The 16048-nt window shown below is 65.2% G+C and carries 14 protein-coding genes; 13 read left to right on the top strand and 1 reads right to left on the bottom strand.

The window, feature by feature from the left end; translation table 11 throughout:
- The first annotated feature begins 17 nt into the window (after positions 1-17).
- From SPR01S_RS18815 to SPR01S_RS18855, 9 genes are all read left to right on the top strand, one after another.
- Complete coding sequence (locus tag SPR01S_RS18815; protein WP_066592545.1) at positions 18-629, top strand: NADH-quinone oxidoreductase subunit J; 612 nt, start codon at positions 18-20, stop codon at positions 627-629.
- Between the two features lie 100 nt (positions 630-729).
- Positions 730-1035, top strand: a complete 306-nt coding sequence (gene nuoK / locus SPR01S_RS18820; RefSeq protein WP_066592512.1) for an NADH-quinone oxidoreductase subunit NuoK — start codon at positions 730-732, stop codon at positions 1033-1035.
- Positions 1036-1141: 106 nt separating this feature from the next.
- Complete coding sequence (gene nuoL / locus SPR01S_RS18825; RefSeq protein WP_066592514.1) at positions 1142-3190, top strand: NADH-quinone oxidoreductase subunit L; 2049 nt, start codon at positions 1142-1144, stop codon at positions 3188-3190.
- A complete protein-coding gene (locus tag SPR01S_RS18830) occupies positions 3187-4704 on the top strand; it encodes an NADH-quinone oxidoreductase subunit M (RefSeq protein ID WP_066592516.1) in 1518 nt (505 codons plus the stop codon). Before nuoL ends, SPR01S_RS18830 begins: the two co-directional genes overlap by 4 nt.
- A complete protein-coding gene (nuoN, locus tag SPR01S_RS18835) occupies positions 4704-6149 on the top strand; it encodes an NADH-quinone oxidoreductase subunit NuoN (protein ID WP_066592519.1) in 1446 nt (481 codons plus the stop codon). Before SPR01S_RS18830 ends, nuoN begins: the two co-directional genes overlap by 1 nt.
- A gap of 20 nt (positions 6150-6169) precedes the next feature.
- Positions 6170-6865 (top strand): biotin--[acetyl-CoA-carboxylase] ligase, encoded by a 696-nt coding sequence (locus SPR01S_RS18840; RefSeq protein WP_157082349.1) that lies wholly within the window; start codon positions 6170-6172, stop codon positions 6863-6865.
- 72 nt (positions 6866-6937) lie between these two features.
- Positions 6938-7717, top strand: a complete 780-nt coding sequence (locus SPR01S_RS18845) for a type III pantothenate kinase (protein WP_066592522.1) — start codon at positions 6938-6940, stop codon at positions 7715-7717.
- Between the two features lie 196 nt (positions 7718-7913).
- A complete protein-coding gene (locus SPR01S_RS18850; RefSeq protein WP_066592523.1) occupies positions 7914-9554 on the top strand; it encodes a ribonuclease J in 1641 nt (546 codons plus the stop codon).
- Positions 9555-9563: 9 nt separating this feature from the next.
- Positions 9564-9842 (top strand): DUF1467 family protein, encoded by a 279-nt coding sequence (locus SPR01S_RS18855; protein ID WP_066592525.1) that lies wholly within the window; start codon positions 9564-9566, stop codon positions 9840-9842.
- Between the two features lie 137 nt (positions 9843-9979).
- Here the strand turns inward: SPR01S_RS18855 and SPR01S_RS18860 are convergent, their stop codons facing one another.
- Positions 9980-11767 carry a coiled-coil domain-containing protein gene (locus tag SPR01S_RS18860; RefSeq protein ID WP_066592532.1) on the bottom strand — a complete coding sequence of 596 codons (1788 nt, stop codon included), beginning with the start codon at positions 11765-11767 and terminating at the stop codon, positions 9980-9982.
- An 83-nt stretch (positions 11768-11850) separates the two neighbouring features.
- On the opposite strand from SPR01S_RS18860, the gene SPR01S_RS18865 reads away from it, so the two are divergent.
- From SPR01S_RS18865 to SPR01S_RS18880, 4 genes are all read left to right on the top strand, one after another.
- Complete coding sequence (locus SPR01S_RS18865; protein ID WP_066592534.1) at positions 11851-12141, top strand: hypothetical protein; 291 nt, start codon at positions 11851-11853, stop codon at positions 12139-12141.
- Positions 12142-12217: 76 nt separating this feature from the next.
- Complete coding sequence (locus tag SPR01S_RS18870; protein WP_066592536.1) at positions 12218-13396, top strand: hypothetical protein; 1179 nt, start codon at positions 12218-12220, stop codon at positions 13394-13396.
- 126 nt (positions 13397-13522) lie between these two features.
- On the top strand, positions 13523-14605 hold the full coding sequence (locus tag SPR01S_RS18875) for a DUF2336 domain-containing protein (RefSeq protein WP_066592537.1): 1083 nt from the start codon (positions 13523-13525) through the stop codon (positions 14603-14605).
- On the top strand, positions 14602-15969 hold the full coding sequence (locus SPR01S_RS18880) for a sensor histidine kinase (protein ID WP_066592543.1): 1368 nt from the start codon (positions 14602-14604) through the stop codon (positions 15967-15969). Before SPR01S_RS18875 ends, SPR01S_RS18880 begins: the two co-directional genes overlap by 4 nt.
- The last annotated feature ends 79 nt before the right edge of the window (positions 15970-16048 follow it).

Below are 16048 nucleotides of genomic sequence, written 5' to 3' on the forward strand. Positions count from 1 at the left end.
GACATGCAGGTCCGCATATGATCCAGGCAATCGCCTTTTATCTGTTCGCCGCCGTCGTGCTGCTGTCGGGTCTGATGACGATCACGTCGCGCAATCCGGTGCATTCGGTGCTGTGGCTGATCCTGGCGTTCTTCAACGCCGCGGGGCTGATGTTGCTGTGCGGCGCCGAGTTCATCGCGATGCTGCTCGTCATCGTCTATGTCGGCGCGGTCGCGGTGCTGTTCCTGTTCGTCGTGATGATGCTCGACATCGATTTCGCGGAATTGCGCGCGGGCTTCGTGCGCTATGCGGCGATCGGCGTGGTGTTCGCGGTGGCATTGGCCTGCGAGATCTTCATCGCGATCGGCGCGTGGAGCGCGGGCGGGCTCAAGCTCGACCAGCGGATCGCGCCGACGCCGGACAAGCTGTCCAATATCGAAGCGATCGGGCACCTGCTCTATTCGCACTATCTGTTCGTGTTCGAAGGCGCCGGGCTGGTGCTGCTGGTGGCGATGATCGGCGCGATCGTCCTGACCCATCGCACGCGCGGCGGGGTCAAGGGTCAGAAGATCAGCCGCCAGGTCGCACGCCGTCCCCAGGACGCGACGCGCAACATGCAGCCGCCGGTCGGCCAGGGGGTGGAATTGTGACGATGCACCATCGTCACCCCAGCGAAAGCTGGGGTCTCGTGCGGCAAGCGCACGCTCAGCAACAGGGAGATCCCAGCTTTCGCTGGGATGACGTGACGGCATGATCGGGCTCACCCACTATCTCGTGGTCGCCGCCATCCTGTTCGGGATGGGCGTGCTCGGCCTGATCGCCAACCGCAAGAACCTGATCATCATGCTGATGTCGATCGAGCTGATCCTGCTCGCGGTGAACCTCAACTTCGTCGCTTTCTCGGCCTATCTTCACGATCTGGTCGGTCAGGTGTTCGCGATGTTCGTGCTGACCGTCGCCGCCGGCGAGGCGGCGATCGGGCTCGCCATTCTGGTGATCTATTTCCGCGGGCGCGGGACCATCGCGGTCGACGATGCCAACCGGATGAAGGGGTGATGGTGAATAATATCGTCATGCCAGCGAAAGCTGGCATCTCCCCGTTGTCTGGCATGCGCGCGCCGCTTGAGACCCCAGCTTTCGCTGGGGTGACGGGTATCGCGTCATGATCCAGCTCATCGTTTTCCTGCCGCTGCTGGCTGCCATCATTGCCGGCCTCGGCAATCGCGCGATCGGCAACGTGCCGGCCAAGGTGCTGACCACCGGCGCATTGTTTGCTTCGTGCCTGCTCAGCTGGCCGATCTTCATCCATTATCTGACCGGCGGCGATCCCTATCCGGTGACCCAGGTGTTCACCTGGATGAAGTCGGGCGATCTCGACGTCTCCTGGGCACTGCGCGTCGACGCGCTGACCGCGGTGATGCTGGTGGTGATCACCAGCGTCTCGGCGCTCGTCCACCTCTATTCCTGGGGGTATATGGACGAGGATCCGGACCAGCCGCGCTTCTTCGCCTATCTGTCGCTGTTCACCTTCGCGATGCTGATGCTGGTGACCGCCAACAACCTGGTCCAGATGTTCTTTGGCTGGGAAGGCGTCGGCCTCGCCAGCTATCTGCTGATCGGCTTCTGGTTCAAGAAGCCGAGCGCCAACGCCGCGGCGATCAAGGCGTTCGTCGTCAACCGCGTCGGCGACCTGGGCTTCATGCTTGGTATCTTCGGCACGTTCCTGGTGTTCGGCACCGTGTCGATCCCGGAAATCCTGGCACAAGCGCCGCACATGGCGGGCTCGACGATCGGCTTTCTCGGCTATCGCTTCGACACGATGACGGTGCTGTGCCTGTGCCTGTTCGTCGGCGCGATGGGCAAATCGGCGCAGCTCGGCCTCCACACCTGGTTGCCCGACGCGATGGAGGGTCCGACCCCGGTCTCGGCGTTGATCCACGCCGCGACGATGGTCACCGCCGGCGTGTTCATGGTCTGCCGCTTGTCGCCGATGTTCGAGACCAGCGAAGTCGCGCTCGACTTCGTCGTTTTCATCGGCGCCGCGACCTGCATATTCGCCGCGACGATCGGCACCTGCCAGCACGACATCAAGCGCGTGATCGCCTATTCGACCTGTTCGCAGCTCGGCTACATGTTCTTCGCGGCCGGCAGCGGCGCGTACGGCGCGGCGATGTTCCACCTGTTCACGCACGCTTTCTTCAAGGCGTTGCTGTTCCTCGGCGCCGGCTCGGTGATCCATGCGATGCACCATGAGCAGGACATGCGCTTCTATGGCGGCCTTCGGAAGAAGATCCCGGTCACCTTCTGGGTGATGATGATCGGCACGCTGGCGATCACCGGCGTCGGCATTCCGGGCATCTTCGGGCTGCCGCAGATCGGGTTCGCTGGCTTCCACTCGAAGGACGGCATCCTCGAGCTCGCTTATGCCTCGGGCCGCGGCATCGGCGCTTTTTATGTCGGCGTGCTCGCCGCGTTGCTGACCAGCTTCTATTCGTGGCGGCTGATGTTCCTGACCTTCTGGGGCAAGCCGCGCTGGATCCGGTCGGAGCATATCCAGCACGCGGTCCATGACCATGGTCACGATGATCACGCTCATGGAGCCCATGCGCACGACCACCATGACGACCATGCGCATGGCGACGGTACCGGCGGCTATCATCCGCACGAAAGCCCGTTGTCGATGCTGATCCCGCTGATCCTGCTGGCGACCGGCGCACTCGCGGCCGGCTTCGTCTTCCATGGCTGGTTCATCGAGCCGGACTCGGGCGAGCGCTTCTGGCGCGGTGCGATCGCGTTCAACGAGCATCTCTACCATTCGGCGCACCAGGTACCGCTCTGGGTGAAGCTGTCGGCGTCGTTCGTGATGCTTCTAGGCCTGATCGGCGCCTGGATGGCCTATATCTGGCGCACCGATATCCCGGCGCGGTTCACGAGTACCTTCCGGCTGTTGTACGACTTCGTCTACAACAAATGGTATTTCGACGAACTCTATAACCTGCTGTTCGTCCGCCCCGCCTTCGCGCTCGGCCGCCTGTTCTGGAAGGCTGGTGACGAGGGCCTGATCGACCGCTTCGGGCCCAACGGCTCGGCCTGGGTGGTGTCGTTGGGCAGCCGCGTCACCGGCCGCCTGCAAACCGGATATGTCTACACTTATGCCTTCGTCATGCTGATCGGCCTGACCGCCGCCGTTACCTGGGCGATCGCGCAATGAGCGGCATTCTCTCCCTGATGCTCGCCATTCCCGCCATCGCGGCGGTGGCGTGCCTGTTCCTGAGCGCGAATGGCGCACGCTGGCTGGCGTTGATCGCCACGTTGCTCGACCTCGTGCTGGGCGGGGTGTTGTGGAGCCAGTTCCAGATCGGCGGCCCGCAATGGCAGTTCGTCGAGAACGTGCCGCTGTTCGGCACCTTCAACTGGGCGCTCGGCATAGACGGCTTCGCCTTGCTGCTGATCGAGCTGTCGGTCTTCCTGATGCCGATCTGCATCGGCGCCAGCTGGGAATCGATCCAGAAGCGGGTGCCGGAATATATGGCGGCCTTCCTGCTGACCGAAGTGCTGATGATCGGCACCTTCGCGGCGCAGGACCTGTTCCTGTTCTACATCTTCTTCGAAGGTGGCCTGATCCCGATGTTCCTGATCATCGGCATCTGGGGTGGCGCCAATCGCATCTACGCCTCGTACAAATTCTTCCTCTACACGCTGCTCGGCTCGCTGCTGATGCTGGTGGCGATGCTGTGGATGGTGAACGAGGCGCATACCACGAGCATTCCGCTGCTGCTCAACCACGACTTCCCGGTCCATGCCCAGACCTGGCTGTGGCTGGCGTTCTTCGCCTCGTTCGCGGTGAAGATGCCGATGTGGCCGGTCCACACCTGGCTTCCCGACGCGCACGTCCAGGCGCCGACTGCTGGGTCGGTGATCCTGGCCGGCGTACTGCTGAAGCTCGGCGGCTACGGCTTCCTGCGCTTCTCGGTGCCGATGTTCCCCGAAGCCTCGTCGAGCCTGGTCTGGCTGGTATTCGGCCTGTCGGCAGTGGCGGTGATCTACACCTCGCTGGTCGCTTTGGTGCAGTCCGACATGAAGAAGCTGATCGCTTATTCGTCGGTCGCGCACATGGCGATCGTCACCATCGGCCTGTTCGCCTTCAACCAGCAGGGTATAGAAGGCGGGATGATGGTGATGCTGGGCCACGGCCTGGTCTCGGGCGCGCTATTCCTGTGTGTCGGCATCATTTACGATCGCCTGCATACGCGTGAGATTTCGCGGTACGGCGGTCTGGCGATCAACATGCCGCGCTACGCCATCTTCTTCATGCTGTTCACCATGGCCTCGGTCGGCCTGCCCGGCACCAGCAACTTCGTCGGCGAATTCCTGAGCCTGGCCGGCATCTACAAGGTGTCGACGACGATCACGCTGCTCTGCACGACCGGCATCATCTTGGGCGCGGCGTACATGCTGTACCTTTATCGCCGGGTCGTGTTCGGCGAGCTCAAGTTCGACGACGTGAGGGCGATGACCGATTTGTCGGGGCGCGAGATCGCGCTGTTGGCGCCGCTCGCCGCCGCAGTGTTGTGGATGGGTGTCTACCCCGAGAGCTTCCTCGCGCCGATGCGCGGCGACGTTAAGGTCCTGCTCCAGCGGATCGATCGCGCCAAGCCGGCGGGCGATGCCCGGCCGACTCCGCCCAAAAATCCTCAGGTCAAGGCCGGGGAGGGCCACGCGTAATGAACTGGATCGCTTCGCTTCAGGCGACGCTTCCCGAGTTGGTCCTGTCGGTCGGCGCGCTGGCGCTGATGCTGGTTTCCGCCTGGGGCGGTCAGGCCTCGACACGCGCCGTCAGCTGGACTTCGGTCGCGGTGCTGATCGGAGCGGGCGTCGCGCTGGCTGGGCCGGCCTCTTACGCCGGAGTCGTGTTCGACGGCCTGTATCGCGCGGACGCCTTTGCAGCATTTTCCAAGGTGCTGATTTACGTCGCCGCCGCCGTTTCGATCGTGATCGCGCCGCGTTTCTTCGCGCGCGGTGACGGCGACAGCCTGCATCCGGAATATCCGGTGCTGATCCTGCTGTCGGCGGCGGGCATGGGGATGATGGTGTCGGCGGGCGACTTGCTGACGCTCTATGTCGGCCTCGAACTACAGAGCCTCGCCGCCTATGTCCTCGCCAGCTTCATGCGCCGCGACCAGCGGTCGGCCGAAGCCGGCCTCAAATATTTCGTGCTGGGCGCGCTCGCCTCGGGCATCCTGCTCTACGGCATCAGCCTGGTTTACGGTTTTTCGGGCACGACGCTGTTCACCGATATCGCGGTCGCTTATGGCGCGGGCAAGTCGGTCGGGCTGACGTTCGGCCTGGTGTTCGTTTTCGCCGGCCTGGCGTTCAAGATGTCGGCGGTGCCGTTCCACATGTGGACGCCCGACGTTTATGAAGGCGCGCCGACGCCGGTGACGACCTTCTTCGCTTCGGCGCCCAAGGTCGCCGCGGTGGCGCTCGGCGTACGCGTCGCGATCGAGGCGATGGGGCCGGCGATCGGCGAATGGCGCCAGATCGTGATCTTCGCCAGCCTTGCCTCGATCATCTTCGGCGCGGTGGCGGCGATCGGCCAGAAGAACGTCAAGCGGCTGCTCGCTTATTCGTCGATCAACAATGTCGGCTTCCTGCTCGTCGGCCTGGCCGCCGGGACGCAGGAAGGCGTGTCGTCGGTGCTGGTCTATCTGACGATCTATGTCGCGATGACCTTGGGTGGCTTCCTGATCGTGCTCCAGATGCGCGACGCGGAGGGCAATCCGGTCGAAACGATCGACAGCCTGTCGGGCATGTCCGAAACACGGCCGGGGCTCGCTGCGGCGATGGCGGTATTCATGTTCTCGCTGGCCGGCATTCCGCCGCTGCTCGGCTTCTTCGCCAAGCTGGCGGTATTCCAGGCAGCGGTAAACGCCGGCCTGTTCCCGCTGGCGGTAGTCGGCTTCGTCGCCTCGGTGATCGGCGCCTATTATTATCTGCGGATCGTCAAGGTGATGTATTTCGACAGCCCGGCACCGGCCTTCCAGCGCAGCAACGCGATGGTCGAATATGTGCTGATCACCGTGCTGGCGCTGTTCATCTCGCCGGTCGGCTGGTTCGCGCTGAAGCCGCTGGGCGTCGCGACGATGGCGGCGGCGAAGGCGCTGTTCTGACCAGCGACGGCAGCAGTCGCATCCGCACGGTTGCGGAGACCGGCTCGACCAACGTCGATATGATCGCGCTTGCCGCGTCTGGCCTGGAAGAGGGCGTGTGGTTGCGCGCCGAGCGCCAGACGATTGGCCGCGGGCGGCTGGGGCGTTCCTGGTCCTCGCCGACAGGCAATCTCTACGCGAGCACGCTGGTCCGCATCCGTCCAAGCGACCCGCCGGCAGCGACGCTCGCCCTGGTCGCGGCGGTGGCGCTCGAGGAGACCGTATCGGCCTATGTTCCCGGCATGGCGCTGCTCAAATGGCCCAACGATGTGTTGATCGACGGTGCCAAACTGTCCGGCATTCTGCTGGAGCGCGCAGGCGACGCCGTGGTCATCGGGATCGGAGTCAATCTGGCGCATTATCCGACCGATACGGATCGCCGCGCTATCAGCCTGGCGGCCTATAACGTCGCGATCGCGCCTGAGGATTTCGTGGAGACGCTGGTCGAGGCGTTTGCGCGCTGGGTCGATTGCTGGCGCGGACAGGGAGTCGACGTCATTCGCCGCCGCTGGGTCGCCAACGCGCATCCGGCCGGCACGCCGCTCAACGTTCGGCTGCCGGACGGATCCACGGTGGACGGGTTGTTCGACGGGCTCGATCCGGACGGCGCGCTCATCCTTCGCTTGGCGGACGGCACCCGGCGTGTCATTCACGCGGGCGACGTGTTCCTGCTCTAGTTTTTTAGTCGCATCGTTGTTCGCGGAAAACCGGTTCTCATCTTCCGCACGATGCTCTGATGAGGCAAATCCATGCTGCTCGCGATCGACGCCGGTAACACCAATGTCGTTTTCGCTCTGCTCGATGGCCGCGAGGTCAAGGGCCGCTGGCGCATTGCCACCGATCCGCGCCGCACGGCTGACGAATATGCGGTGTGGCTGAGCCAGTTGCTGAGCCTCGAAGGCTATGATCGCAGTCAGGTCGATGGCGTGATCATCTCGACCGTGGTGCCGCGGGCGACGCACAATCTGCAGTGGCTGGCGGAGAAATATTTCAAGACCGATGCGCTGATCGCCGGGCAGAAGCCTGTCGAGTGGGATATGGCGATCGACGTTCAGGAACCGCAGAGCCTGGGCGCCGACCGCGCGGTCAACGCCATTGCGGCGCATGCGCTGCACGAAGGCGATCTGATCGTGATCGATTTCGGCACCGCCAGCACGATCGACTGGATCGATTTTCGCGGCGCCTATAAGGGCGGTATCATCGCGCCGGGGATCAATTTGTCACTCGATGCGCTGGTCAGCGCGGCGGCCAAGCTTCCGCGGATCGCGATCGAGGCGCCGGCCGATCCGACCGTGATTGGACGCGATACCGTCAGCCAGATGAACATTGGCATCTATTGGGGCTATATCGCGATGATCGAGGGGCTGGTCGCTCGCATGCGGGCGGAGATCGGCCGCCCGGCCAAGGTGATCGCGACCGGCGGACTCGCGGTGCTGTTCGAGCAGCATACCGACGTGTTCGACGCAATTGAGCCCGATCTGACGATCCAGGGGCTGGCCATGCTGTGGGAACGGGCGCAGAGGGCGTAGCCGAAGAGATGGTTGTCCGCGCTGTTGACGCCGTCCCAATTACGTCGTCGCCTCGGCCTTGTGCCGGGGTCCGCCGCGCAACAATCGAAGCCATGCCCTGTGGCGCGGCGGATGCCGGGACAAGCCCGGCATGACGAATTAGGGTTTTAGGGGACGCAGCCGACGGTTCGTCCCGACAGAAGGATTCAAAGTCTAAGTGATACCAGGCAAGGAACTGCTGTTCGTCGCGCTCGGCGGGTCGGGCGAGATCGGCATGAACGTCAACCTTTACGGCTGTCAGGGCAAATGGCTGATGGTCGACATGGGCGTGACCTTCGCCGACCCCGCTTATCCTGGTGTCGAGATCATCCTGCCTGACCTCCAGTTCATCGAGGAACAGCGCGAAAACCTGGTCGGCATCGTGCTCACGCATGGGCATGAAGATCATATCGGCGCCTTGCCCTATCTCGCCGACGATCTCGGCGCGCCGCTCTTCGCCAGCAAGTTCACCGCGGGGCTGATCCGCGGCAAACTCGAGGAAGAAGGCGTTCAGGACCGCGTCGCGCTGAACGTGGTCGAGCCGAACACGGTGATCGACCTCGGGCCGTTCAAGTTCCGATTCGTGCCGCTCGCGCATTCGATCCCCGAGGCGAGCGCGCTGCTGATCGAGACGCCCTACGGTAAGGTGTTCCACACCGGCGACTGGAAGCTAGACAGCAGCGATGCGGTGCTCGGCACGCCGTCGACTCCGGAACAGCTCGAAGCGGTTGGCGATGAGGGTGTATTCGCGCTCGTCTGCGATTCGACCAATGTCTTCAATCCGCAGGCGTCGGGTTCCGAAGCAAGCGTGCGGGATGGGCTGATCGATGCGGTGAAGAAAGCGAAGGGCAGGGTGGTCGTCACCACTTTCGCATCCAACGCCGCGCGTCTCCAGACGCTGGGTGAAGTGGCCAAGGCGAGCAAGCGCAAGATCTGCGTCACCGGCCGCTCGCTGGATCGCATCCTGACGGTGGCGCGCGCCAACGGCTACCTCAAGAGCTTCCCCGAGCCGATCTCCCCCGAGGCGGCGATGGGACTACCGGGTCGCGATGTTCTCGTCGTCGCGACGGGCGGGCAGGGCGAACCGCGCGCGGCGCTCGGACGAATCGCCGACGGCACCCACCCGATCAAGCTGGTGGCGGGCGACACCGTCGTCTTCTCGTCCAAGCAGATTCCGGGCAACGAGCTCGCGATCGGGCGCATCCAGAACCAGCTCGCCGCCGCCGGCGTCGAAATGGTCACCGAGCGCCAAGAGCATGTCCATGTTTCGGGCCATCCCGGCCGCCCCGAGCTCGAGGCGATGTACGGCTGGATCCGGCCGCAACTCCTCGTACCGGTCCATGGCGAGATGCGTCACATGATGGAACAGGCGCGGTTCGGCCTGTCCAAGGGCATTCCCCAGGCGCTGGTCCAGAATGACGGCGATATCGTCCGCTTGGCGCCCGGCAAGCCCGAAAAGCTGGGTCATGCGCCGGTCGGGCGGCTGATGCTTGACGGCGACGTCATCCTGCCCGCGGACGGCGCGACGATGAACGAGCGCCGCCGGGTTGCGACCTATGGCCAGATGTCGGTGGCCGTCGCGGTCGACGGCAATAACCGGCTCGTCGGCGTTCCGCAGGTCAAATTGCAGGGCGTTCCGGTCGAAGAGGATCGCGAGGCTTTTCTCGACGAGGCAATCGATGCCGCTGCCGACGCGGTCAGAGGAAATCGGGGGAATCTGGATAGCTTGCGCGAGAGCGTCAGGCTCGGCGTACGCCGCGTGGCGACGCGTTGGACCGGCAAGAAGCCGGTGGTCGACGTGTTGGTGATCGAAGCCTAAGGATCTGAAATGCGCTGGACGTCGTTACTGGCTATCTATTTCTTGTGCTGGGCCTTTTCCGTTTTCCTCGTCCTCCCGTTCGGCGTGCGTACCACGCATGAGGTGGGAGGGGAGTTGATCCCCGGCCAGGCCGAAAGCGCGCCGCACGAATTCAACATCAAACGCCTGGCGCTCCGCGTGACGATCGTCGCGACGATCGTGTGGGCCGCGTTCGTGCTGAATTATATCTATGGCTGGGTGACGCCGGACATGCTCGACTTCGTCAACCCGGCGAATAGCGCGGGTTGAAACGACCCAGAGTAGAAGCTCCAAAGTGAATCGCCACCCCGGCCTTGTGCCGGGGTCGTCCGTGCCGCGTTACCTACGGCCGATGGGTGTGCGGGACGGTAGATGCCGGGACGAGCCCGGCATGACAGACAAACGTGTTAAGTCCGTAACCGCTCGATCGCTTGCGCCAGCGCGACATAGAGTTTGCCCATGTCGGACGACAGCAGGGTCACGCCGATCGCCGCGCCGTCGCGTTGCGCCAGGATGCCGCGCAGCATCGCCTCGAAGTCGTGGATGTAGCGATTGATCTGTTCGCGGACGGTGTCGTCGCTGTCATAAGCCTGGAGCACCGCGCGCATCTCACCGGCGTCGAGCAATTTAACCGCTCGCCGCGCGAATGCGCCGCGATTGCCCTTCAGATAGGCCATCCAGGACGAATCGGGCACTTCGGACGAATAGATGCGGGTGAGGTCGATCGCCGCCGAATTGAGCGATTCGATCAACAGCGACACGCGCCGGGCAAAGCCGTTCGCTTCCTCGGTATCGGCCAGCCGCGCTTCGATCTGGCCCGATGCTTCCGCGATCGCCAGCATCTGCCGATTGAGCTTGTCGGACGCTTCCGCCGACGAAGCCGCCGCGGTTTCGGTGGCCTGCGCGATCGTCGCCAGGCTGCGCTCGACCGCCTGCGATGCTGCGGCTTCCAGCGCATCGGCGGCGTCCGGGGCGATCCGCGCCATCGCCTCGCGCGCATGTTCGGCCGCGGCATTGGCGGTGTCGCGGATGCGCATCAGCGTCTCGAGCAATTGCGGCGCCGCTTCTCCGGCGAAGCGATGCGCTGCGCCGCTCGTGTCCTCTATAGAGCGAGCCAGCGCGTCAACCTGCTCCTGCCCGGCAGCGAGCGTCGCGGCAACGTGATTTGCCACCGCCTCGATGCCCGCAATGCGATCGGCCAGCGCGGCGGTGCTGTCGGTCGCGGTGCGGTCGAGAGCGGCCTGGTTGGTGGACAGCATGGCGAGCATGGCGTCGCCCTGCGCGGCGATACCCTTGCGCGCTTCGTCGACCGCGCTCGCGGTGCGATCGAGCAGGCCATCGACCGCGTCGGACATCGCGCTTGTGACTTGCTCGAGCCGGGTGCCCGCCGTTTCGCTGGTCGCCTCCATCCGGGCGATATGTGCTGACAAGCGTTCCGCGGCGCCGCTGGTACGACTGTCGACGTCGCGCGCGCGTTCGCCCAGCGCAACGACCTGGGCATCGAGCGCTGCGGCGCGTTCGCTTGCGGTCAGACCGACCGTCTCGACCTGATTGGCGAGCGTGATCGTTTGGTCGTGCGCGTGGGGGAGCGTGGCCACCAGGATCTGGAGATTGGCCTCCAGATTGGCGGCTGCCTTGTCGATCCGGGCGGCGTCGGTCTCGGCCTTGGAAAAGTGGCTGTCGAGCACCGACGATGCCTCGCTCAAACGGTCCGAGGCCGCGCTGGCTGTCGCCATCATCACCGTGACCTGGTCGGCCAGCTTCTCGCGATTGCTGTCGATCGTCTGCGCCATGACGTCGATAACGGCCTGGAGATGCTCTGCCTCGGCGCGCATCGATCGCGCTGTGTCGTTAAAGCGGCGCGCCTCGATCCGGCTCGACCGTCGCGCGACCAACCAGAGGACGGCGATCAGCGCCAACGGCGCGGTCAGTCCGGTAGCCAGTTCGGCCAACACGGTCGGCGTGGGCGCGGCCTGCATGGCGGGCCAGGAATACCAAGCGAAGAAGCCGATCCACGACAAAGCGGCCAAGACCGCGACAGCGGCGAAAATACGCCACTTCGTCGCGCCCGATCGCTCCTCAGGTTGCTCGAAAACCTCGCCTTCGTAAGGCTCGGTCAGCTGCAACGGCTCGTCCGCCACGGCGTATTCAACGTCGCTGACGTGCAAGTCGATGATCTTGGACCCCCCGTTCATGACGCTTTGTTTATCATAAAACCGACCATTTCAAAGCGATTGCGCAACCTTCCGTTAAAGCCCTTGGGGCTAGTTTCCCGGTCATGGCCTATGATCCCGGTGCAATAGATGCGACCCTCGCTGCGGCAGTCGGTGACGAACCGGGGCTGATCGCAGAACTGCGTGCGGCTTTTGTCGACAGCGCGGAAAAGGCCATCGACGCGATTCAGGCGGCCGAAAGCGACGACGCCTGGCGCCTCGCGACGGCCCGCCTCAAGGGGCTGGCGGCGAGTTTCGGCGCGGTGCGCCTGATGAGCCTGGCGTCCGAAGCGGCGAGCACGCCTGGCAATGCCGATGCCGTGCGGACCTTGCGACGCGCGGTGGCCCGGCTCTAGCGATATACCCCGCCGGGGAATTGGCGGGGCAATCACGATCCTTGCGATAGCCGAGTGCGGGGCTTAACAGCCGCGGATGCTTGCCGGGCTCCTGTTCGCCACAGCCGATGCGTCCGATCGCCACGATATGTTGGCGGCGACGCTGCCGGTCGGGGGCGTTACCCTGATCGAGTTCCAGGCGCGGCTGTTGATCGCCGCGGGGGCATCACAGATCGTCGTCGTCGTTTCGCGCCTGACGCCCGAATTGCTCGGCGCGATCAATCGCATGGGTCGACGCGGCATCGCGGTCGACGCGGTGCGCGGTCCCGCGGAAGTGCTCGCCAAACTGCATCCGCTCGCGCGTGTGATGTGGCTGGCGGACGGGCTGATGACGACCAGCGTCATGATCGAAGCGATGCGCGATCGCGACCGTGACACATTGTTGGTGGCCGCGACTGGCGACGAGCTCGAGCGGATCGGCCCCGGCGCGGTGTGGGCGGGAATCGCCACGATCGATCCCCAGCGCATCGCCGATGTCGTGAAGCTGCCGGCGGATTACGATTTCGCATCCTCGCTGTTGAGAGTGATCGCGCAACGCGGTGCAGAGCAACTGCCGCTGCCGGAAACCGCGGTGCGCGAGGGCCATGGCGTCCAGCGCGATTCGCGCGCACTGGCGGCAAAAGGTCGCGCGGCGCTGGTGGCGGCGCTCGGCACCCGGACGAACTGGGTCGACCGCTTCCTCGTTGCGCCACTCGCCAAGCTGGCGCTGCCGCCGCTGGTTCAGCGGGGCGTGCCGCCGGTTGCGCTGGCGGGAGCGGGTGGCCTGTTGGGCTTGGGCGGTCTTGCCGCGATCGCGATCGGATGGATGGCCTCAGGCATGGCGGCGATCGTGCTGGCGCTAGCATTTCTCGCGCTCGCCGATGTGCTGGCTTGGCTGCGCGACGAGCGGGGGCTCGGCAGGATATTGCGCTGGAGTACGCCGGCGGCGGTCGCGTTGGCGACCTTGTTATTGGGTCAGCGCGTGGGATTTCTTGCCGCGAGCGCGACGCCGCCCTTGCTGGCGCTGACGACGGTTCTCGCCGCAGCTCTGGCGGAGCGTGCGGCAGGAGTGGTCACGCGACCCTGGTGGTGGGCAGTCCCGGCCGCCTATCCGCTGATCCTACTGCCGGCTTTATTGATCGGATATCCGGTGTGGGGATTGGCGGCGGCCGCGAGCTATGCCGGCGTCACGCTCGCCTTCGCGGTGGAAGCTTTGCGTTCGCGTATCGGCGGTTAGTTCGGTTTCAGCCAAGCTGGAACGGTTTGCGGAGGGCGGCACCGATTCAGCGAAGCTGACAAAGACTCCTGAAATCGGTGAATTCTGGCTAACCTCGCTTTAACGACACCATCGTACAACCGAACCATGTCGATCGACCAAGGCGATTGGGACGATGGCGCCCGTGCGAGCGCCAGCACGCTGCTCGCGCGCGCGGCGGCAGCGGCGCGCCATGCCGATCGCCGTCTGGCAGAGGCGATCGACGACTTCTTTGTCCCCGACGATTCGCGGCTCGACGACCGTACGCGGGCGGCGCTCGCGGCGACGCTAACCGCGATGGTCGCGGTGGTCGAACACGATCTCCGCCGGCGGGCCGTCACGCATGTCTCCGGCACGGATCCCGCTGCGATCGAGCGGATCCGAAACGGAGCGCCTGTGCTCGACCGCCTGGTCGGCAGCGGGTTGCTGCGTGATTTCGATCTGATGCGCGAATTGATCGCGCGTACCCGGCAGGATCTGCTGGTCGATTTGTTGCCTGCCTTGCCGCCTGATGAGATCGGCTCGGCCAGCTTGCTCGCGCGGTTGGCCGGAAGCGCCGACGCCTGGGTCGCGGATGCGGCTTTGGCCATGATGGCCGCCGAAAGTCGACGCCGGGGGCTGACCGATAGCAACCGGCTGGAGCGGACCGAACTACCGGCTGAACTACAGCACAGATTGGTCTGGTGGGTAGCCGCGGCGATCCGCGAACAATTGGGTCCCAGCTCGGCGGATCGCGCGATCGTTGAGGCTGCACTGCGCGCGCTCGCCGATCATGACGAGAGCGACCGCCTGGAAAGCGCGGCGATGCGGCTCGCCGCCACGATCGATCCGCAACCTGCCGAACTGGCGACGGTGCTACGGCACGCGCTGGGGGACCGGCGCGTTGCGCTGGTGATCGCGTTGCTCGGGCATGCCTTGGGCATCGATTATGCGACGATGCGTCAGATCGTCCTGGATGGCGGCGATCAATTGTGGCTGGCGCTGCGTGGTGCCGGGCTAGACCGGGCGACGGTCGCCCGGATCGGTCTCAGCCTGTGCGAAGCCGACCCGCGGCACGATGTCGAAGCCTTTGCCGACCAATTGGAAGCGATTGCCGCGGTCACGCCCGACGAGGCGCGCGGAGCGCTTGCGCCGCTCCGGCTGCATCCCGATTTTCGCGCGGCCATGGCAGAGCTGGAAAAGCGTCGATGAGCGTGGTCGACGCGGGCCTGCCGCCGGTTCACGGCTTCGTCGATCGCGACGGCCGCCTGGTCGATGCCGGGCCGCGGCTCGACGACCTCAACACGCGCGCCGGCGGAGCGCTTGGCGAGCCCTTTGCCGTGCCGCAGGTCGCCGTGCTCGCGCGGCTGGCCCAGCGGCTTGGGATCACGGTTGCGCGCCACGTGCAGGTGGCGGACGGACCCGATGAGCTGGAATTGTGGGTTCGCGCCGATCCGGTCGAGGAGGGCGTGCGCCTGGAACTGGGTGGCTGGAAGCTGCGCGCGCCCTGGACACCGCCGGTGGATCCGGCGCGGCGCGACCGCGATCTGTTGCTGCAGGACGCCGATTGGTGGTGGGAAACCGATGCGACCTTGCGGTTGACGGCGGTCGCCGCGGAGGCTGCGCGCTTCGGGGTGACGCCCGAGACCGCGCTCGCCAAGCCGCTCGCATCCCTGTTCGCGCTGGAGATGGATGCCGAAGGCGCGATGCCGATGCTCGGCGTATTGACCGTGCACCAGCCGTTCGAGCGGCAGGCGGCGACCGTGCGCGCGACGGGGCAAGCCGTGACCTTGTCGGCCAACCCCACGCTCAATGCGGAGGGCCTGTTCGCGGGCTATGTGGGTGCGGTCAGGGCCGGAACGCGTGAGCCGCAGCCGGGGGATGACCGTTCCACCGACCCGCTCGATGCATTCAGCGCTCGACTCGATCGCGCTTTGCGCACGCCGCTAGGGCGCATCATCGCCAACGCCGACAGCATCCATGCCCAGACGGAAGGGCCGATCCGACGCGATTATGCCGATTACGCCTCGGACATCGCCAGCGCCGGACGGCATCTGCTCGGATTGGTCGACGATCTGGTCGACCTTCAGGCGGTCGAGCGGCCCGACTTCGCTCCTGCGGCGGAACCGATCGACCTCGCCGATATCGGGCGACGCGCTGCCGGTCTGCTCGGCGTCCGCGCGGCGGAACGCGGCGTCAAGATCGACGCGCCGCAAGACATTGACCGCGCGCCCGCGACTGGCGAGTTCAAACGCGTGTTGCAGATCCTGGTCAATCTGATCGGCAATGCGGTGCGCTATTCGCCCGATGGCGGCATGGTCTGGATCCGCACCCATCGCGATCGCGGCACAGCGGTGATCATCGTCGCCGACCAGGGCAAGGGTATTGCCCCGGAGGATCAGGAGCGCATCTTCGACAAATTCGAGCGCGTCGATCCGAGCGAGCCGGGCGGGAGCGGTCTGGGTCTCTACATCGCCCGCCGCCTGGCGCGCGCTATGGGGGGCGATCTGACAGTGGATTCGGCGCCGGGGCAGGGAGCGCGCTTTATGCTGACCCTGCCGGGAGCTGTCGGCTAGAGCGCCATGACGTGGGTTTGGCCCGCCGTGATTGCCCGGGCGTGTTCGCTGGCAAGGAGCGGTGTGCAGCGCGTAGCTG

This window comes from Sphingomonas pruni NBRC 15498, assembly GCF_001598455.1.
In the GTDB taxonomy this organism is placed as follows: Bacteria; Pseudomonadota; Alphaproteobacteria; order Sphingomonadales; family Sphingomonadaceae; genus Sphingomonas; species Sphingomonas pruni.